Below are 19,280 nucleotides of genomic sequence, written 5' to 3' on the forward strand. Positions count from 1 at the left end.
TGCAATGCTGATCGCCTTCAACAAGCCCTTCAACGTGCTCTGCCAGTTCACCGACCGCAGCGTGCCGCCGCGGCCGACCCTGGCCGGGTTCGGCCTGCCGCCGCGCGTGTATGCCGCCGGCCGCCTGGATCATGACAGCGAGGGCCTGCTGCTGCTGACCGACAACGGCACGCTGGCGCACAAGCTCACCGACCCCAGGCACAAGGCCGACAAGACCTACTGGGTGCAGGTGGAAGGCACGCCCGGTGACGAGCAGCTGCAACAGCTGCGCGATGGCGTTGTGCTCAACGATGGGCCGACCCTGCCGGCGAAGATCGAGCGCCTCGACCCAGCGCCGACGCTGTGGACGCGCGATCCGCCGGTACGTTTCCGCAAGACCGTGCCGGACAGCTGGCTGGCGATCACGATCCGCGAGGGCCGCAACCGCCAGGTGCGGCGGATGACTGCAGCGGTGAACCTGCCGACGCTGCGGCTGGTGCGGGTATCGATGGGGCCGTACCGGCTGGACGACCTGCAGCCGGGGCAGTGGCGGCAGATCGGTTGAAACAGAAAGGGCCGGAGGCCTTGCGGCGTCCGACCCTCATGCGGTGCCTCAGGGTCAGATCCCTTCCCGTGGAAGGGAGCCGACCCTGGCACATTCACGCGTCGCTGCCGATATCGCTGTGCTCGTCCACGACGGTGTCGTTGCGGCGGTCACGCGCGCTGATGCGCTGCGCCTGCCCATTCACCACGTGGCCATTGGCGGCCTTCTTCTTCTGCTGCTTGCGGTACAGCGCATAGCCGAGCAGGCCGACACCCACCGCAGCAGCGGCCACGGCCACTGCGGGATTGCGGCGCACGAACTTGGTCGCGGCCTTGCCGCCGGTCTTCACTGCGCCGATGGCGGCGCCGGTCTTGATCCAGTCCGCATTGCGCAGGCTGCCACCGGCGCTCTTCAGGCCATCGCCGGCGGTGTGGGCCAGCTCCAGGGCGCGCTCCAGAGCGCGGTCGGTGATTACGGTCAGCTTGCTCATGCGGGGGTCCTTTGCCTCGGGTCGAAGTCCAGTGTCGCGCGTTGCCCGTAAACGGTATGTCAGTCGGGGACGCACGTGGTGTGACTCTATCGCAGCCATTCAGGATCAGGCAGGGTGGGGGCGGATCCCTTTCTTTTGGGAAAGGGCTCTGACCCCGGCGCGGTGTATGGGGGCAGAGCCCACTGCGATGCAATGGGATCCGACCCCGCCCTCAGGTTCCGCGCGGCTTTGCCCGGTGCGTGGCCGTGGCTGTCCACGGATCATCCGGCCATGGATGGCGCGGGTAACGGCCTTTCATTTCCTTTTTCACTTCGGCGTAAGTGTTTTCCCAGAAGTTGCGCAGGTCCTGGGTGACCTGCAGCGGGCGGCCGCCGGGGGAGAGCAGGTGCAGGGTCAGCGGCACGCGGCCATCGGCGATGCGCGGCGTGTCGGCCAGGCCGAACAGTTCCTGCAGTTTCACCGCCAGCACCGGCGGCAGCGGATCACCACTCTCGCTGTCCAACGCGTAGGTGATCGGCCGCTCCAGCCCGGACGGCACGGTGATGCGGGTCGGCGCATTGCGCTCGACCAGCTGCCGTTGTGACCATTCCAGCGGCGACTTCAGTGCCTCGCCGAAACTGGCCTCATCCAGCGCGTCCAGGCGGCTCTTGCCGGCGAACGCGGGTTGCAGCCACTGCGTGAGATTGGCCAGCAGGGCCGCGTCGCTGCAGTCGGGCAGGTCCAGCTCCGGCATCCAGCGCCGCAGTGACTCGACGCGCGCCTGCCACTGGCGCAGGCCCTCGGTCCACGGCAGCGCCTGCAGACCGAGTTCAGCCACCGCGGCGGTCAGTGCCTGCGCGGCGTGCTGCGGATCGACCCGGCCGGCCGAGCGGCTGTCCAGCACGATGCGGTCGAAACGGGTCTCGCGCAGTGCCACCAGGGCGCGTCGCTCGCTGTCCCAGCGCACTACGTCTTCGGTGACGAAGCGATCCGGCCACGCCTTGCGCAGCCGATCCTCGTCCACCGGTGCGGCACGCAGCAGCAGTGCATCGCGCGCCTCGAAGCGCAGTTCGCTGGCCACCAGCCACGGCTCACCGCGCAGGTCGCTCAGCTCGTGCAGGCGCGCGCTGCGGCCATTGGCCAGCAGGTAGCGCAGAGGATCGCTGGGATGCTGGAAGCCAATTCGATCGGGGAAGGCATGAGCGAGCAGGTCGCCCAGCTCATGGGCCTCGATGCTGGCCGGCGGCGTGGCTTCGCAGCGCAGGCGGCGACGCCAGTGCTTGGCGGCGGCATCGATCGCGGCCAGCCCGCTGCGGTTGGCATCGCCCGGTGTGCGGCCATTGCGGAACGCGGCCAGTGCGCGCCAGCGGGCCGCCAGGGCGTCGCCGCCGTGGCGCAACGGGTCGCGCGCCTCCAGCAGCGCGGCCAGGTCGGCAGCCAGCGCCTGGGCGCGGGCATCGGGCGCTGCCAGCAGCATCGCCGCCATCCGTGGATGCGTGCCCAGCGCCAGCACACGCCGGCCCAGTTCGGTGATCGCGCCACTGCTGGACAGGGCGCCGAGCCGCTGCAGCAGTTCGCGCGCCGCGCCCATCGGACCCGCCGGGGGCGGATCGAGGAAGCGCAGATCGCTGCTGCCCCAGGCCGCCAGTTCCAGTGCCAGTCCGGCCAGTTCCACCTGGTCGATTTCGGCGCGGCGCTGCGGTTCCAGCCGCTGCGACTGTGGCCACAGCCGCCAGGCCACGCCCTCGGCGACGCGGCCGGCGCGGCCCGCGCGCTGGTCGGCCGATGCCTGCGCGATGGCCACCACGTCCAGCCGGGTGAACCCACTGTTGGGGTCGTAGCGCGGTTCGCGTGCCTGGCCGCTGTCGATCACCACGCGCACGCCGGGCAACGTCACCGACGACTCGGCGACGTTGGTCGCCAGCACCACGCGCCGGCGGCCATCGCTGGCCACCTGAAGTACGCGCGCCTGTTGTTCCACGGGCAGTTCACCGTGCAGCGCCAGGACCTCGACATCGCCATTGAGCGATTCCTGCAGGCCCGCCTGCACCCGCGCGATCTCGCGCTGGCCGGGCAGGAACACCAGCAGGTCACCGGGGTGCTCGGCCAGGGCCTGCTGCACCGCGCGGCGCACCTGCAGTTCCAGCGCCTCATCGCGGCGCGCCGGGAAATGGCTGATCGCCACCGGGTAGCTGCGGCCCTCGCTGCTCAGCCGCGGCGCATCGAGAAAGCGTGCCAGCCGCTCGCCGTCCAGCGTGGCCGACATCACCACCAGGCGCAGGTCATCGCGCAGCTGCGCCTGCACATCCAGCGCCAGCGCCAGGCCGAGGTCGCCGCTGAGATGGCGCTCGTGGAATTCGTCGAACAGGATCGCACCGACCTCTTCCAGCATCGGGTCGTCCTGCAGCATGCGGGTCAGGATGCCTTCGGTGACGACCTCGATGCGCGTGCGCGCCGAAACCTTGTTTTCGAAGCGGATGCGGTAGCCGACCGTGCCACCGACCTCCTCGCCCAGCTGCCGCGCCATGAACAGCGCGGCGCTGCGGGCGGCGACCCGCCGTGGTTCCAGCAGGATGATCTTGCGGCCCTGCAGCCACGGTGCGTCGAGCAGTGCCAGTGGCACCTGGGTGGTCTTGCCGGCACCGGGCGGGGCCTCCAGCACCAGTCGCTGCTGCGCGGCCAGGTGTTGCTGGATCTGCGGCAGCAGCGGGGAAATCGGGAAGAGCGAGGCGTTCATGTGCAAAGGATAAGGGGGCACGGCGGGCGCAGGTACAATGCGCGGGCACTTTTCCCCCGCGATGACCATGCACCTGATCGATATCGGCGCCAACCTGACCCACGACTCCTTCGACCGCGACCGCGATGCCGTGCTGGACCGCGCGCGCCAGGCCGGCGTGGTGCAGATGGTCATCACCGGCGCCAGCCGCGAGCACTCGCCGTTGGCGTTGCAGCTGGCCCAGCAGCACCCCGGCTTCCTGTACGCCACCGCCGGCGTGCACCCGCACCACGCGGTGGAATACACCGAGGAATGCGATGCCGAGATGCGCGCGCTGCACGCGCATCCGGAAGTGGTGGCGGTGGGGGAGTGCGGGCTGGACTACTTCCGTGACTTCTCGCCGCGCCCGGCGCAGCACCGTGCGTTCGAGCGCCAGCTGCAGCTGGCCGCGGACAACGGCAAGCCGCTGTTCCTGCACCAGCGCGACGCGCACGCCGATTTCATGGCACAGATGAAGAACTTCGAAGGCCGCATCGGCCCGGCGGTGGTGCATTGCTTCACCGGCGAACGCGATGAGCTGTTCGATTACCTGGACCAGGACTGGTACATCGGCATCACCGGTTGGCTGTGCGACGAACGCCGTGGCGCGCACCTGCGCGAACTGGTGAAGAACATCCCGGCCAACCGCCTGATGATCGAGACCGACGCGCCGTACCTGCTGCCGCGCACGCTGAAGCCGATGCCGAAGGACCGGCGCAACGAGCCGATGTTCCTGTCGCACATCGTGGAAGAGCTGGCACGTGACCGTGGCGAGGACGTTGCGGTGACCGCGGCCAATGCCACGGCCGCCGCCCGCGCGTTCTTCCGCCTGCCCGACGCGGGTTGATCCGTAGAGCCGAGCCCATGCTCGGCTCATCGCGCGCAGCGCGACGGACACGCAGAGCAGCCGAGCATGGGCTCGGCTCTACAAAGCGCTGTCCGGTAGCGCCGTGCCATGCCCGGCGAGCGAAGCGGCAAGGTCCGTCAGCCCTTCCCGATACGTCGGAAACCGTGGCGCCCACCCCAGCGCTTCACGCGTGCCACGGCTGTCGATGCGCTTGTTGCTCTCGTAGAAGCGCCGCAGCGTCGGGCTCAGTGCCGGGTCATCCCAGGCCACGGCGGGCGGCAGCGCAAACCCGCCCAGCTTCGCGGCGAAGGCCAGCACATCCTGCGGCGGTGCAGGCTCGTCGTCGCTGGGCAGGTAGAGACCCTGCCGGGCCGGTCGCCGCATTGCGGCGATGATGACGGTTGCCAGGTCATCCACGTGCAGTCGGTTGAACACCTGGCCCGGGCGAACCACGTGGCGCGCACGCCCCTGCGCCAACTGCACCAGCGCATTGCGACCCGGCCCGTACAGGCCGGGCAGGCGGAACACCGCCGAGGCGATGCTGCGTTGTCCGGCCAGTGCACGCCACTGTGCTTCCGCGAGCAGGCGCTGCACACCAGCCGCTTCAGTGGCGTCGGCCGCGCTGCGCTCGTCGATCCAACCGCCGGCGCGGTCGGCATACACCGAGGTCGACGACAGATAGCCGACCCAGCGCAATGCCGGGCTGGCCTGCAGTGCGGGCAGCAGCAGGCGCAGTGCCGGGTCGCCCTCCGCGTCGGGCGGCACGCTGCACAGCACGGCATCGGCCTGCGCGATCTCATCGAGCAGGGCAGGCGACGGTGGCGTGTCGGCGTGCAGCTGATGCCGTGGCAGGCCATCGTCCGGCGCGAACGAGGGATCGCGCACCGTGCCGGCCACGCCTACGCCGTGCGCCTGCAGCTGCGCGGCCAGCACGCGTCCGCTCCAGCCCAGCCCGAGAATCAGTATCCGCGCGGGCAATGGGCTGGCCTGCAAGGCGGGACTCACGCGATCCGCAGTGCCTGGTAGGCCTGCAGGCTGCTGTAGGCAACCTGCAGCAGCAGGGCTTCCTGATCAGCCCTGCGCGCACGCACCAGCATGTCGCCAACAATCTGTTCGGCCTCCACCTGCTGGCCGGCCTCCAGATCACGCAGCATCGAGGCCTTCAACGCCGAGCCGGCCTGGGTCAGCGTGCCGCGCGCAGTGTCCTGCGCTGCCTCCGGAACCGGTTCACCGGCGGCTTCGGCGACGGCCAGGCACTCGTCGTAAAGGCCACGTACGATCGCCTCGCCATCATCGGTGGCGACGATGGTGCCGATATCCGCACGCAGCAGGCAGGTGGCTGCGGCCAGCGCGGTCAGGAAGGTGTACTTGATCCACTGTTCCTGGCCGATGCGCTCGCTGGCCAGGTGATCAAGGTTGGCCTTCGCGCAGACCGCAGCGAAGGCGCGCACGCGCGCGGAGATCGCGCCGCCGTCGCGCTCGCCGAAGGTGAGCTTGGCCGGCTTGCCCAGATGCAGCACCGCGCCATCGGGCGCCTTGGTGGCGCTGATGAAGCACAGGCCGCCGAGCACGGCGTCGCGGCCAAAGCGCAGATCCAGTGCGTTGTAGTGGTGCAGGCCGTTGAGGATCGGCAGCACGGTGGTGTTCGCGCCGACTGCCGGGGCGATGGCATCGATCGAACTGTCCAGGTCGTAGGCCTTGCAGCTGAGGATGACCAGGTCGAAGGGCTTCTGCGCGGCCAGTGCGGGCAGTGCATCAGCAGTGACGTGCTGAACCGGGAAACGCGCATCACCCAGTGGGCTGCGGATGACCAGGCCATCATGGTCCAGCTGCGCGGCGCGCGCGGGGCGCACGAGGAAGGTCACGTCCACGCCGGCCTGGGCCAGGCGGCCACCGAAGTAACCGCCGGTACCGCCGGCGCCGAGGATCAGGATGCGCATTGCACGTTCACCGTTTTCTGGGGGGAATCAGAACTGCGATTGTGCCGGAGATTGCAGGCAAAAAAGAGCCGAGCATAGGCTCGGCTCTACAGACTGCTGCATCCACGCATGGCGTGGATCCACTTCATCAGCTGCGCATACCCACGCCACGGCGCAGCAGCCACAGGGCCAGCGCCGTCAGCACCACCACGAAACCGATCATCAGGCCGTAGGCCACCGGCAGCGGCACATCGCTGCTACCCAGCAGGCCATAGCGGAACGCGTTGACCATGTAGAAGATCGGGTTCGCGTGCGTGGCCGCTTCGGCCCAGCCCGGCAGCAGCTTCACCGAATAGAACACGCCACCCAGGTAGGTCAGCGGGGTCAGGATGAAGGTCGGCACGATCGCCACGTCATCGAACTTCTTCGCATACACCGCATTGATGAATCCGGCCAGCGAGAAGATCGTCGCGCCGAGGATCACCGTGGTCAGCATCACGATCGGATGCGGGATTCGCACCGGGGTGAAGAACATCGCGATGATCAGCACGATCACGCCGACCATCAGGCCGCGCAGCACGGCACCGGCCACATAGCCCCACAGGATCACCCAGTTCGGCATCGGGCTGACCAGCAGTTCTTCGACGTGGCGGCCGAACTTGGCACCGAAGAACGAGGAACTGATGTTGCCGTAGCTGTTCTGGATCACGCTCATCATCACCAGGCCCGGCACGATGAACTGCATGTATGTGTAGCCGCCCATGTCACCCACGCGCGACCCGATCAGGTTGCCGAAGATGAGGAAGTACAGGGTCATGGTGATCGCCGGCGGCACCAGGGTCTGGCCCCAGATGCGCATGATGCGGGCGACTTCGCGGCGCACGATGGTCATCAGCGCGATGCGGTTGCGCTGGCCGTCGGTCAGCTCGGTGGTGCTCATGCAGGCTTCTCCATGTTGCCGGTGAGGCGCACGAACAGCTCCTCCAGGCGGTTGCTCTTGGTACGCATCGAACGCACGCGGATGCCGGACTCGTTCAGCGTAGCGAACACGCGGTTGAGGTCCATCGCGCGTGGCATGTCGATGTCCAGCGTGTGCGGGTCCGGCGCGGTCAGCGTCGTGCCCTCGATCACCGGCAGCTGCGCCGGCAGGTCACCGTCGATGTCCAGCAGGAAGCCTTCCACGTCCAGCTTGGCCAGCAGGGTGCGCATCGGCCCCTGCTCGACGATCTGGCCATGGTTGATGATCGCCAGGTGGCGGCACAGGTACTCGGCTTCTTCCAGGTAGTGCGTGGTGAGGATGATCGTGGTGCCGGCAGCGTTGATCTCCTTCAGCACGCGCCACATGTCGCGGCGGATCTCGATGTCCACGCCGGCGGTCGGCTCATCCAGGATCAGCAGGCGCGGGCGGGTCATCATCGCGCGGGCGATCATCAGCCGGCGCTTCATGCCGCCGGACAGCGTGCGGCTCATCACCTGCGCCTTTTCCCACAGGTGCGCGCGCTTCAGCTCTTCCTCGGCGCGCTGCTCGGCTTCCTCGCGCGGAACGCCGTAGAACCCGGCGTAGTTCACCAGGATGTCGAAGGGCTTTTCGAACAGGTTGAAATTGATCTCCTGCGGCACCAGCCCGATCAGGCGCATGGTGGCGCTGCGGTTGCGCACCAGGTCGCTGCCGAACACCTCCACCTGGCCCTCGCTGAGGTTGACCAGGGAGCTGATGATGCCGATCAGGGTCGACTTGCCCGCCCCGTTGGGGCCGAGCAGGGCGAAGAAGTCGCCCGGGGCCACTTCCAGGGAAACGCCCTTCAGGGCCTGGGTGCCGTTGTCATAGGTCTTGCGCAGGTCGCGCACGCGCAGGGCGGGCGCCGTATCGTTCTGGGATGCCAAGCTCGAAGCCTTCGCGCCCATGGGCTGGCGCTGGAGAGGGGCGGGGAGGGGCTATTATAGAAGACCCCGAGGGCTTGCCCCGGCTACACACTGTCCCGAAAAGTCGTGCCTGTTCAATTCCCCCTCAAGCTGGTCGGCTGCCGCATGCTGGCCCCGACCGTCGGCCACTACCAGTTCGTGCGTGACGATGGGCAGCCGCTGGATTTCCAGCCCGGCCAGTTCATCCAGGTCCATTTCAGCTACGCCGACGGCACCGAAACCAAGCGCAGCTACTCGCTGGCGACCATCCACGACCATGCGCTGGGCCCGGGCGAGGCGGTGGACATCGCGGTCAGTTTCGTGCCCGGTGGCGCCGCCACGGCCCTGTTCGAGGCGCTGGAGCAGGGCAGCCAGATCAGTGCGTCCGGCCCCTATGGCCGGTTCTGCCTGAATCCCGGTGACCACAACGCCCGTTACCTGCTGATCGCCACCGGTACCGGCGTTACCCCGTACCGCTCCATGCTGCCGCTGCTGGAGAAGGCCATGGCCGAACGCGGCGTGCAGATCGTGCTGCTGCAGGGCGCGCGCAGCCCGGGCGAGCTGCTGTACAGCGAAGATTTCTACAGCTTCGCCGAAAAGCACCCGAACTTCCGCTATGTTCCGTGCCTGTCGCGCGAACTGCCGACCGAACCGCACCCGGATGTACAGCACGGCTACGTGCAGCAGGCGCTGGCCGGTTTCACGCCGGACCCGGCCACCGACATCGCCTACCTGTGCGGCAACCCGGACATGGTCGATGCCTGCGCCGAGCTGCTGAAGGCGGCCGGCCTGGGCAACCCGCAGATCCGCCGCGAGAAGTACGTCAGCAGCAAGTAGGCCCGGGTGGTGCCGGTCGTTGGCCGGCAACCCCCCGCAAACCGGAGGCGGCACCCCGCCGCCCCCGGTGCCCGGCCTCAGTACGCGATCCAGGCGTCACGCCAGGCAGAGCCGGTGCCCGGGCGGTAGGGTTCGGCATTGACATTGCACCACGCGCCCTCCGGGAACGGGCGGCAGGCGTAGAGTTTGCCGTCGGCGCCCTTGACCACGGTTTCGCCCGGCGTGTAGCTGCCGATACCGTCCGGATACACGAAGTCATGGTCGCCCGGTGGCGGATCGACCGGATCCGGCAGCTGCGTGTCGAGCTGGAAGCGATGGCCCGGCTTCAGGTAGACGCGGTTCTCGGTGGCCGAGGCGATGGGTGTGATGATTCCGTTCTTCAGCACGCCCACCCGGGCATGCTGGGCAGAAGCGTTGACCTGGTGGCCCAACGCCAGCGGCCATTGCGTGGCGGAGGTCTGCCCGGTGGCGAGGGTGATCTTCGGGCTTTCCAGGTCATTGCCGTTGGCGTTGAACACGCGCAGGGCCAGGGTGGTACCGGTCTCCAGGTCACCCCGCGCGGTGATGGCCCCAGCGTCTTCCCACTCTGGTGGCGGAATGATGTCACCGCCTTCGAAACGTACGTCGGCACAGGTATAGAACGCTTCCTTCGAATCCGAGCGTTGCCAGGTGTTGTAGATGATGTGCTGGCCAGTACGCTTGGGCAGTGGGCAATCGAGTCGGTAGATGCCGTTGGCATCCTCGTCCACGTGACCCAGCGAGCAGAACTGCTCCAGATCGTCCCAACGCAGCGGGCTGCCCGGTTGCCAGCCTTCGCGGGTTACATAGAAGACCCAGTCTCGGGTCTTGTGCGGAGCCGATGCGAGGTACTCGAAGGTGTAGCGGCCGCGGGCGTCGGCGCGGATCGGGCTGGTCGACCAGTCCGTGCGATTGAGGTTCATGCCGCGGTACTTTGCATTGCCGCCGCTGCACAGTTCGCCATCAGGCACGACCTGGCGATGGTTGCCGTCAGCCTCGGCCTGGTTGATGCCGGCCCAGTCGTAGAAGGGCTGCGCGCCACCGATGGCCTTGGCTGCCGCACAGGCCGCATTGGTCGGATTCTCGGGGTTGGCCTGACGGCAGGCGTAGATGCGGCTGATCGGCTTGGAAAGGGTGCCGTGGGCCTGGGCCTCCTGTGAGGCGAAGAGCGCTGCGCACAGGGAGGCAGCAACTGCTGCAAGTAGGTGGGCTTGCATCGATGACGTCCTTTGACGCGTGGAAGACCCGCCGAGTTTCCACGCAGCAAAGAGCGTCCTCCATTCAACGGTTCCTAAAAAAACGAGGCTGGGAACCCATCGCCTTTTTCCATGCGACTTCCATCGCAAGAAACGTCATGCAGGAGGGGTGGCACCGAAGTGCCACCCCCGTCGAGTTCAGTACGCGACCCAGGCATCACGCCAGGCATAGCCGGTGCCCGGGCGATAGGCATCGGCATTGATGTTGCACCACGCGCCTTCCGGGAACGGGCGGCAGGCGTACAGCTTGCCGTCGGTGCCCTTCACCACGGTCTCGCCCGGCGTGTAGCTGCCGAGGCCGGCCGGATACACGAAGTCGAAATCGCCACCCGGCGGGTTGACCGGATCAACCGGGCCCGGCACCTGGGTTTCCAGCTGGAAGCGATTGCCCGGCTTCAGGTACACGCGGTTTTCGGTGGCCGATGCGACCGGCGTGATCACGCCGTTCTTCATCACACCGACGCGGGCGTGCTGCGCACTGGCATTGACCTTGCGGGCCAGCGCCAGCGGCCACTGTGCGGGAGCGGTCTGGCCGGCCGCCAGCGTGGTCTCCACGCGCTCCAGGTCATTGCCGTTGGCATTGAACACACGCAGCGTCACGGTGCTGTCCACGTCCAGTGCACCGTTGGCGGTCACGGCGCCGGCATCCTGCCACTGCGGCGGCGGAACCACGCCATCACCGCCTTCGAAGCGCACGTCCATGCAGGTATAGAACGCCTCCTGCGAATCCGAGCGCTGCCAGGTGTTGTAGATGATGTGCTGGCCACTGCGCTTGGGCAGCGGGCAGTCCAGCTTGTAGACACCGCCTTCGGACAGCGGCGTGTTGCCCAGCGTGCAGAATTCCTGCAGGTCGGCCCAGCGCAGCGGGCTGCCCGGCTGCCAGCCATCGCGGGTGACGTAGAACTTCCATTCGCGGGTGGCGTGCGGCGCCGGCGCGCGGAACTCGAAGGTGTAACGGCCACGGGCGTCGGCGCGGATCGGCGTGGTCGGCCAGTCCGTGCGGTTCAGGTCGAGCCCGCGGTACTTGGGAATGCTGGCACTGCACAGTTCGCCATCGCGCACCAGTTCGCGATGGTTACCGTTGGCATTGCCGTGGGCAATCGCGCTCCAGTCGTAGAACGGCTGCGAACCGCCGATGGCCTTGGCGGCGGCGCAGGCCGGGTTGGTCGGGTTTTCCGGATTGCCCTCGTGGCACTGCTTCACGCGGCTGAGCGGCTTGGTCATGGTGCCGTGGGCGAAGGCGCTGCCGGACAGGGCCAGGCCGGCAACGACGGACAGTGCGAGGACTGCCCGATGGGACAGGTGCATGCAGAGACTCCTTTGCGAGGTATGGGAAACCCCATCGAGTCTTCACATGCAGACAGGCCGGCAATATCGGACAAGTTTGATTTCAGTGGCTGTCGTGCCTGATCTGCAGCACGCTGCTCAAAGCACTGCGGCCCAGGCAGACGGCGGCGCGATGCGCACCGCCTTCTACAACGGGTCAGTAGGGCACCCAAGCATCGCGCCATGCACTGCCCACACCGGGGCGATATGCCTCGGCATTGACGTTGCACCACGCCCCTTCCGGGAACGGGCGGCAGGCGTACAGCTTGCCGTCGGTGCCCTTTACCACGGTCTGGCCGGGGACGTAGCTGCCAATGCCTGCGGGGTACACGTGGTCGAAATCACCGCCCGGCGACGGCGTGCCCGCGTCGGGCACCCGGGTGTCGAGCTGGAAGCGGTTGCCGTCCTTCAGGTACACACGGTTGTCGGTGGCCGAGGCCGCCGGCGTGATCACGCCGTTGCTGAGCACGCCCACGCGTGCGTGCTGCGCACTGGCATTGACCTTGCGTGCCAGCACCAGCGGCCACTGTGCGGCGGCAGTCTGGCCGCTGGCCAGCGTGGCTTCCACGCGTTCGACATCATTGCCGTTGGCATTGAACACGCGCAGCGCCAACGTGGTGCCGACCGGCAGCTCGCCGCGCGCGGTGACCGGGCCGGCATCCTGCCACTGCGTTGCCGGTGCCGTTCCGCCGCCGCCCTGGAAGCGCACATCCATGCAGGTATAGAACGCCTCGGTCGAATCCGAGCGCTGCCAGGTGTTGTAGATCACATGCTGGCCGGTGCGCTGCGGCAACGTGCATTGCAGCTTGTAGGTGCCATCGGCCGACAGCGGTGTATTGCCCAGGGTGCAGAACTCCTGCAGGTCGGTCCAGCGCAGCGGGCTGCCCGGCTGCCAGCCTTCGCGGGTGACGAAGAAGCGCCAGTCACGGGTGGCGTGCGGCGCGGTCGCCTTGAACACGAAGGTGAACTTGCCATTGGCATCGGGCTGGATCGGCGTGGTCTGCCAGTCACTGCGGTTCACGTCCAGGCCGCGGAAGGTCGGGTTGTTGCCGCTGCACAGCTTGCCGTCGGGCACCACGGCCTGGTGGTTGCCGTTGGCATTGGCCTGGTTGATGCCGTTCCAGTCGTAGAACGCCTGCGAACCGCCGATGGCCTTGGCGGCGGCACAGGCCGGGTTGGTCGGGTTCTCGGGGTTGCCCTGGAAACAGGCGTAGACGCGGCTGACCGGCGTAGTCATGGTGCCGTGGGCGAACGCGTTGCCGGCCAGGGACAGGCCCGCAGCCACGAACGAGGTAGCCAGCAGCAGCGGTGTGGATCGGAATGACATGGCGCATCCTTGTGGTCGTCGAAAGGGAACGGTGACCGCAGGCGCTGCGCTGCGCAGTGGACTTCCGGCGGCACCACGGCGAGTATCGAGTCGCGATGCAGGCGACGGAACCCTCGCAGTGCCGATCCGTGACTGCGCATGTGAAGCCCTTCCCGCAGGCTTCACGCAGGGCTGAACGGATGCGCTGGACGTCACGTGACCGGCGTGGCATCGATCACGTCATGGAGATCACGCTACGCAGTCTCGGTACCCACCCGATCTGCCTGGCACGAGAAACAGCCATGCGCCGCATTGTGCAGCTGGACGAACGCCACCGACGCGTCGGCAAACAGTGCATCCAGGTGGTCGGCCACCTCGGTGCCCGCACAGACCTGGGCACCGCACATCAGCGCGGCGTGGTCATAGGCACGCATCGATATCATCCGGCGCTGCACATACGGGGGCACCTCGCCTGGCGGCAGGACGCAACGGGTCACGCCGCGCTGCACGAAGATCGGGCCGGCGGCGCGATACGGTGAATGCAGCGGCAGGTGGACGTGGGACAGCAGGAGCAGCTCGCTGCCAGGCGCGGGATCGCTCAGGCTGATCCGGCAGGGATGGCCGCCGTTGGCGCCGGCCCAGCGACGCTGGATGCCGAGCGCGGCGAGCGCGCTGTCACTCATCTCGAACAGGTGCAGGAAGGGGCGATGGTCGATGCCACCGAGGTACCACGTGTGCATGAGCGTCTCCTGGGTCTGCGGCGGATTCTGCGCGTGCGCCGGCGGCCGTGCTCGCCGTTTTCAGACCCCGCATCGCCGCCGGGCCGGTGCACTGGCCCACGGGGCGCTGCGGGCCGCCGCCGATGCCGCCCTGTGCCGGCCAAGGCCGAGAGGCGGGACCGCCTGGTCTGCGCGCCGTTGGCTGCGGATTCGTCATTGCCCATCGCCGTCGGCGCGCTGCCCGTGTAAGTTGGGTCACATCTTCCGCGGCAGCCCGTCGTGGTCGACAGGAACGTCCTCCAGGGGAAACGAGCACGATGCAAAGACACCACCTCGCGCTGGCCGGGATGCTGGCCAGCCTGATGCTTGCCGGGTGCAGCCAGCCGACGCCGGCCGACGCCGGAAGCGCCAGCGATGCACCCAGCCGCCGCTTCGGCACGATCGACTTCCAGCCCTGCACACTGTCCACCGAAGGTGCCAGCGCCAACGTGGAGGCGCAGTGCGCCACCCTGCAGGTGCCGGAGGACCGGGCCCAGCCTGACGGTCGCCGGATCGGCCTGCGTGTCGCCTGGCTGGAATCGGGCAGCAGCGGCGCCAGCCAGCCCGACCCGGTGTTCTTCCTGGCCGGCGGCCCCGGCCAAGCGGCCAGCGAGGTGGCGGTCATCGTCGATACTGCACTGCGCCAAGTGCGCAAGCAGCGCGATGTGTTCCTGATCGACCAGCGCGGCACCGGCGGCTCCAACCCGCTCAGCTGCCTGGGCGCGGACGGCAAGCCGCTGCAGGTGGACGAGGATGCCGCGCCTTCCGAGGCATCGCTGCGCGATTACGCCCAGCGCTGCGCCGCATCGCTGCAGGGGCGTGCCGATGCGCGCTTCTACACCACCACCGAGGCGATCGCCGATCTGGATGCGGTGCGTGCGGCGCTCGGTGTGGACCAGCTCAACCTGGTTGGCGGCTCCTACGGTACCCGCGTGGCCCAGCGCTATGCCGGGGCCTATCCGCAGCACACCCGCAGCATCGTCATCGATGGCGTGGTACCGAACGAGCTGGTGGTCGGTGGCGACTTCGCGACCACCTTCGAGGATGCGATCGCCCTGCAGTCGGCGCAGTGCCGCAAGGATGCCGCGTGCAGCAAGCGTTTCCCGACCGATACCCGCGCGCAGCTGCGCAGCGTGGTCGACACCCTGCGCCGTGCACCGGTCTCGGTCGAGTATCGCGACCCGGGTACCAACGCACCCCGGCAGGATGTCCTGACCCCGGACAGCGTGGTCGGCCTTGCCTTCGCCTTCTCCTACGTGCCGCAGTATTCCTCGCTGCTGCCACTGGTGCTGGATGAAGCCGCACACGGGCGCTATGCCCCGTTGGCATCGCTGGCGCGCGGCGCGAACCGCAGCATGGATTTCCAGATCAACCGCGGCATGCAGTGGTCGGTGATCTGCAGCGAGGATGCGCCGCGCTACCACGCGCCGGCCGAGGATCCCGAGCGGCTGTTCGGCAACGAAGTGGCCAGTGCGTTCTTCGCGGCCTGCCCGGTATGGCCGCATCGTCCGGCGCCGGCAACCGATGCCGTGCCGCTGCGCAGCGACGTGCCGGCACTGCTGCTGTCTGGTGAGCTGGACCCGGTGACGCCGCCGCGTTACGCCGCACAGGTGCTCAAGGGCCTGCCCAACGGCCGTGCGCTGGTCGCCCGTGGCCAGGGCCATGGCACGTTGACCGCCGGCTGCATGCCGCGGCTGCTCGGCCAGTTCATCGACAAGACCGATGCCAAGGCGCTGGATGCCGGCTGCCTGGATACGCTGAGCTACGTGCCGGCGTTCACCTCGTTCAACGGATGGGAACCATGATCGTCGCCGACAACCTGCACAAGGCCTTCGATACCCGCACGGGCCGCATCCAGGCGGTCGCCAACGTCGGCTTCCGCGCCGGGGATGGGCAGATCACCGGCCTGCTCGGCCCCAACGGTGCCGGCAAGACCACCACCATGCGCATGCTCTACACGCTGATGACGCCCGACCAGGGCAGCATCACTGTCGACGGCATCGATGCGGCGCGCAATCCGGTGGAGGTACGTCGCCACCTCGGCGTGCTGCCCGATGCGCGTGGCGTCTACAAGCGCCTGACCGCGCGCGAGAACATCGCCTACTTCGGCGAACTGCATGGCCTGTCGGCCGAGCGCATCCGCGAACGCATCGAGGTGCTGTCGCACGCACTGGACATGGGGGACATCCTCGACCGGCAGACCGATGGTTTCTCGCAGGGCCAGCGCACCAAGACCGCGATTGCCCGCGCGCTGGTGCACGACCCGCGCAACGTCATCCTCGACGAACCGACCAACGGCCTGGATGTGATGACCACGCGCGCGCTGCGCCGCTTCCTGCTGGGCCTGCGCGAAGAGGGGCGCTGCGTGATCCTGTCCAGCCACATCATGCAGGAGGTGGGCGCGTTGTGTGACCACATCGTGATCATCGCCAAGGGCACGGTGATGGCTGCCGGCAGCGCCGACGAGCTGCGTGCGCAGGCCGGCGAAGCCAATCTTGAGGACGCGTTCGTGAAACTGATCGGCAGCGAAGAGGGCCTGCACGCATGAGCATGATGTCGACCCTGATGACGGTGATGCGCAAGGAACTGCGCGACCTGTCGCGTGACCGCCGCACGCTGCTGCTGACCCTGCTGTTCGGGCCGCTGCTGTACCCGGTGCTGCTGCTGGGCATGGGCAAGCTGGCCGAGAGCCGGGTACGCACCCAGATCGAAGAGCCGTTGCAGATCCCGACCATCGGCGCCGAGAACGCGCCGAACCTGGTGCGCTTCCTCGCCGCACAGGGCCTCAATGCCGCACCGGCACCGAAGGACCTGGCCGAGGCCATCCGCACCCAGGACATCGATGTGGCGCTGCGCATCAGCGATGATTTCGGCAAGGACTGGGCCGAGGGCAAGCCGGCGCTGGTGGAGGTGATCAAGGACAGCACGCGTCGCGCGGCTGAAGTACCCAGTGCGCGCCTGGAGGCGGCGCTGGCCACCTACAACGGCCAGGTCGGTGCACTGCGCCTGATGGCGCGTGGCATCGACGCACAGGTGGCACGCCCGCTGGACGTGGCGCGCCAGGACCTGGCCAGTGCCGAAGCCAAGCGCGGCATGATCCTGTCGATGCTGCTGCCGGTATTGCTGACGCTGACCTCGTTCATCGGTGGTGCCTACCTGGTGATGGACGCCACCGCCGGCGAGCGCGAGCGGCAGTCGCTGGAACCCCTGCTGGCCACGCCGGGTTCGCGCAGCGCGATCGTCAGCGGCAAGATCGCCGCCGCCTGCGTGGTCGGTTTCGTGTCGCTGCTGCTGACCCTGGTCGCGTTCAAGGTGAGCGCGCAGATCGCACCCGGCAACATCGGCCGCCAGTTCAACATGAACGTCGGCTCGATGCTGCAGATGCTGCTGGTGATGTTGCCGATGCTGCTGATCGGCACCTCGCTGCTGACCTTCCTGTCGGCCGCAGCCAAGAGCATGAAGGAAGCGCAAAGCCACATGACCTGGCTGATGCTGCTGCCGATGCTGCCTGGCTATGCACTGGTGGCCTATCCGCTGAAGAGCGAGCTGTGGCAGTACGCCGTGCCGTTCCTGTCGCAGAACCAGATGCTGCTGAAGGTGATCCGCCACGAGATCATCACCCCGGCGGTCTGGGCGATCTACCTCGGCGCCAGCCTCGGCCTGGCCGCCGTGCTGTGGTTCGCCGCCGTGCGCCGCTACCACAACGAGCGCCTGGCGATCTCTGGCTGACCAAAAAGGGGACGGAGGGGATTAAGTCGTTTCTGCCTCTCCCGTCCCCTCCTTGCGCGGACGTCCTCGTCCGCGCATCTCCACCGGGCGCCCCAACGTCTGCTTCACCATCCGCAGGAACGCATCGTTCCCCATCGGGCGTTGTCTGGCGCTGTGGTTGCGGATCGCGGGTACGTCGGCGGACGCATTCACATCGCGCAGGAATTCGGCATACAACGTCGCCCTTCCCAGAGCGGTCGCTGCCAGCGCCTCGAACGCGGGATGTTGCGTCAACATCGGATCATCGCGTCGTTGAAGGTTGCCATGCACGCTGGACCACGGGTGATCTTCAGCGCTGACAGCAATTCCTGCACGGACGGGATTGCGTTCGATATAGCGGTATACGCTGAGAAGATACGCATCGCTGTCGATCATTGAGGAATGGAAGCGGCCCTGCCACAGAGGTCCACTGCGCCCGTGCCGCTGGTTGAAGGCCTGTACGTAGTTGTTGCCCTGCATGCGCATTGCACCAGCCAGACCCTGCTGTGTGGAGGGCGTGGCCAACAGGTGAACGTGGTTTCCCATCAGAACATAGGCATGCAGTGCGACGTGGTGCTTGAGGAAGGCGCTGTGCAACAGATGCAGGAACAGTTGGCGGTCGATGTCGTCGACGAAGATCGCGCCCTTGTTCACACCGCGCTGGATCACGTGATAGGCCTGGCCTGGCAGCATCAGGCGCGCTTGTCGGGGCATCGGATCTGGAGACTGGACGGGGTTTCAGCCTGTCATTGCGGCCGCGAAGCCGGACATCAGGCAACGCCGCGATGCCGTGTCGGAAGAGTCAAAAGCGACTTAATTCCCTCCGTCCCCTTTTGCGTACCGCGCAGGCGTCACCCCCATCTCGCGCTTGAACACGTTGATGAAGGAGCTGGGCGTGTCGTAGCCCATCGACAGCGCAACGCTGATCACCGGCTCGCCCGCCAGCAGGCGTGGCAGCGACAGCAGCACGCGCAGGCGCTGCCGCCAATGGCCCAGGGTCATGCCTGTTTCGGCCTGCCAATGGCGGGCGAGGCTGCGGCTGGACAGGCCGCTGGCGGCTGCCCACGCTTCGACGCTGCAAAGGTCGTCCGGCGACCGTGCCAGCGCCGCCGCGATCCGCCGCAACCGGCGATCCCGCGGCTGTGGCAAGGCAAGCGGCAAAGGCGTGCTGGCGGCGATCTCATCGGCGATCACGCCGCCCAGGCGTGCCTGCGCGGCGTCCAGCGCCTGATGCGGCCAACTCAGTGCGCGCATCATCGCGGCCTGCAACAGCACGTTCGGCTGGAAAATGCGCGGCACGGCGGGCAGCTCCAGACAGGCTTCGGCGTTGAAGTACAGGCTCCAGCCATCGAATGCCTCTGCCCCTACCAGGGCGTGAGGCAGCAAGGGCGGTATCCAGGCAGCATGCCCCGCCGGCAGCAACCAGTGCAGATCGCCGGCTTCGATCCGCAGCAGGCCGTGGTGGGCACCCAGCACTTGGCCGCGCACGTGCTGGTGGCGCGCGGTGCGGCGCCGTCCGGGCACCCGCAGCTGCGAGGCCAAGACGAGTGGACCGCCTTCGGCGTTCGCCAAAGCGGGGTCAATCAACGTGGGTGATGTCTGATCTGCCATATCCAA

Annotated in this window: 18 protein-coding genes; 6 read left to right on the top strand and 12 right to left on the bottom strand. The window is 67.7% G+C overall.

Annotated elements, in window-relative coordinates; all coding sequences use genetic code 11:
- Positions 1–4: 4 nt before the first annotated feature.
- Complete coding sequence (locus tag AC5P74_RS00540; protein WP_053496776.1) at positions 5–544, top strand: pseudouridine synthase; 540 nt, start codon at positions 5–7, stop codon at positions 542–544.
- A gap of 94 nt (positions 545–638) precedes the next feature.
- On the opposite strand, the gene AC5P74_RS00545 is transcribed toward AC5P74_RS00540, so the two are convergent.
- Both AC5P74_RS00545 and hrpB read right to left on the bottom strand, forming a co-directional pair.
- Positions 639–1,013 (bottom strand): hypothetical protein, encoded by a 375-nt coding sequence (locus tag AC5P74_RS00545; RefSeq protein ID WP_005420251.1) that lies wholly within the window; start codon positions 1,011–1,013, stop codon positions 639–641.
- Between the two features lie 211 nt (positions 1,014–1,224).
- Positions 1,225–3,729: an ATP-dependent helicase HrpB gene (gene hrpB / locus AC5P74_RS00550; RefSeq protein ID WP_053496777.1), complete on the bottom strand. Its 2,505-nt coding sequence runs from the start codon at positions 3,727–3,729 to the stop codon at positions 1,225–1,227.
- Positions 3,730–3,796: 67 nt separating this feature from the next.
- On the opposite strand from hrpB, the gene AC5P74_RS00555 reads away from it, so the two are divergent.
- Complete coding sequence (locus AC5P74_RS00555; protein ID WP_005420232.1) at positions 3,797–4,594, top strand: TatD family hydrolase; 798 nt, start codon at positions 3,797–3,799, stop codon at positions 4,592–4,594.
- A gap of 78 nt (positions 4,595–4,672) precedes the next feature.
- Here the strand turns inward: AC5P74_RS00555 and AC5P74_RS00560 are convergent, their stop codons facing one another.
- From AC5P74_RS00560 to AC5P74_RS00575, 4 genes are all read right to left on the bottom strand, one after another.
- Positions 4,673–5,599: an NAD-dependent epimerase/dehydratase family protein gene (locus tag AC5P74_RS00560; RefSeq protein WP_206620047.1), complete on the bottom strand. Its 927-nt coding sequence runs from the start codon at positions 5,597–5,599 to the stop codon at positions 4,673–4,675.
- The gene (gene panE / locus AC5P74_RS00565) at positions 5,596–6,534 is read right to left on the bottom strand and encodes a 2-dehydropantoate 2-reductase (protein WP_495204750.1); all 939 of its coding nucleotides are present in this window, start codon (positions 6,532–6,534) and stop codon (positions 5,596–5,598) included. Before panE ends, AC5P74_RS00560 begins: the two co-directional genes overlap by 4 nt.
- Before the next feature lie 127 nt (positions 6,535–6,661).
- Positions 6,662–7,453, bottom strand: coding sequence for an ABC transporter permease (locus AC5P74_RS00570; protein WP_005420226.1), 792 nt, complete (start codon positions 7,451–7,453; stop codon positions 6,662–6,664).
- Positions 7,450–8,418 (bottom strand): ABC transporter ATP-binding protein, encoded by a 969-nt coding sequence (locus AC5P74_RS00575; protein WP_053496779.1) that lies wholly within the window; start codon positions 8,416–8,418, stop codon positions 7,450–7,452. The genes AC5P74_RS00570 and AC5P74_RS00575 overlap by 4 nt, the downstream gene beginning before the upstream one ends.
- Before the next feature lie 84 nt (positions 8,419–8,502).
- Here AC5P74_RS00575 and AC5P74_RS00580 point away from each other — a divergent pair, with 84 nt between their 5' ends.
- Positions 8,503–9,252 carry a ferredoxin--NADP reductase gene (locus tag AC5P74_RS00580; RefSeq protein WP_080104359.1) on the top strand — a complete coding sequence of 250 codons (750 nt, stop codon included), beginning with the start codon at positions 8,503–8,505 and terminating at the stop codon, positions 9,250–9,252.
- A gap of 77 nt (positions 9,253–9,329) precedes the next feature.
- Here the strand turns inward: AC5P74_RS00580 and AC5P74_RS00585 are convergent, their stop codons facing one another.
- The 4 genes from AC5P74_RS00585 to AC5P74_RS00600 all read right to left on the bottom strand — a co-directional run bounded on the left by AC5P74_RS00585 (position 9,330) and on the right by AC5P74_RS00600 (position 13,898).
- Positions 9,330–10,487 (bottom strand): lytic polysaccharide monooxygenase, encoded by a 1,158-nt coding sequence (locus AC5P74_RS00585; RefSeq protein WP_053496780.1) that lies wholly within the window; start codon positions 10,485–10,487, stop codon positions 9,330–9,332.
- 177 nt (positions 10,488–10,664) lie between these two features.
- The gene (locus AC5P74_RS00590; protein WP_053496781.1) at positions 10,665–11,834 is read right to left on the bottom strand and encodes a lytic polysaccharide monooxygenase; all 1,170 of its coding nucleotides are present in this window, start codon (positions 11,832–11,834) and stop codon (positions 10,665–10,667) included.
- A 175-nt stretch (positions 11,835–12,009) separates the two neighbouring features.
- Positions 12,010–13,179 (bottom strand): lytic polysaccharide monooxygenase, encoded by a 1,170-nt coding sequence (locus AC5P74_RS00595; protein ID WP_206620044.1) that lies wholly within the window; start codon positions 13,177–13,179, stop codon positions 12,010–12,012.
- A gap of 233 nt (positions 13,180–13,412) precedes the next feature.
- Positions 13,413–13,898 carry a DUF1203 domain-containing protein gene (locus tag AC5P74_RS00600; RefSeq protein WP_171957697.1) on the bottom strand — a complete coding sequence of 162 codons (486 nt, stop codon included), beginning with the start codon at positions 13,896–13,898 and terminating at the stop codon, positions 13,413–13,415.
- 296 nt (positions 13,899–14,194) lie between these two features.
- On the opposite strand from AC5P74_RS00600, the gene AC5P74_RS00605 reads away from it, so the two are divergent.
- Genes AC5P74_RS00605 through AC5P74_RS00615 form a run of 3 tightly spaced genes read left to right on the top strand, consistent with a single transcriptional unit; the run spans position 14,195 to position 17,645 of the window.
- On the top strand, positions 14,195–15,721 hold the full coding sequence (locus tag AC5P74_RS00605; protein ID WP_053496784.1) for an alpha/beta hydrolase: 1,527 nt from the start codon (positions 14,195–14,197) through the stop codon (positions 15,719–15,721).
- Entirely contained in the window at positions 15,718–16,464 is a 747-nt protein-coding gene (locus AC5P74_RS00610; protein ID WP_053496785.1) for an ABC transporter ATP-binding protein, read from the top strand. The genes AC5P74_RS00605 and AC5P74_RS00610 overlap by 4 nt, the downstream gene beginning before the upstream one ends.
- The gene (locus AC5P74_RS00615) at positions 16,461–17,645 is read left to right on the top strand and encodes an ABC transporter permease (RefSeq protein ID WP_053496786.1); all 1,185 of its coding nucleotides are present in this window, start codon (positions 16,461–16,463) and stop codon (positions 17,643–17,645) included. The genes AC5P74_RS00610 and AC5P74_RS00615 overlap by 4 nt, the downstream gene beginning before the upstream one ends.
- Positions 17,646–17,666: 21 nt before the next feature.
- Here AC5P74_RS00615 and AC5P74_RS00620 read toward each other — a convergent pair whose 3' ends face one another.
- Together AC5P74_RS00620 and AC5P74_RS00625 are read right to left on the bottom strand one after the other, a co-directional pair.
- Positions 17,667–18,377, bottom strand: a complete 711-nt coding sequence (locus AC5P74_RS00620) for a transposase (RefSeq protein WP_070489867.1) — start codon at positions 18,375–18,377, stop codon at positions 17,667–17,669.
- Positions 18,378–18,476: 99 nt separating this feature from the next.
- A complete protein-coding gene (locus AC5P74_RS00625; RefSeq protein WP_346607857.1) occupies positions 18,477–19,274 on the bottom strand; it encodes an AraC family transcriptional regulator in 798 nt (265 codons plus the stop codon).
- Positions 19,275–19,280 lie beyond the last annotated feature (6 nt).

The organism is Stenotrophomonas sp. YJH_SMC_94-11 (assembly GCF_059370435.1).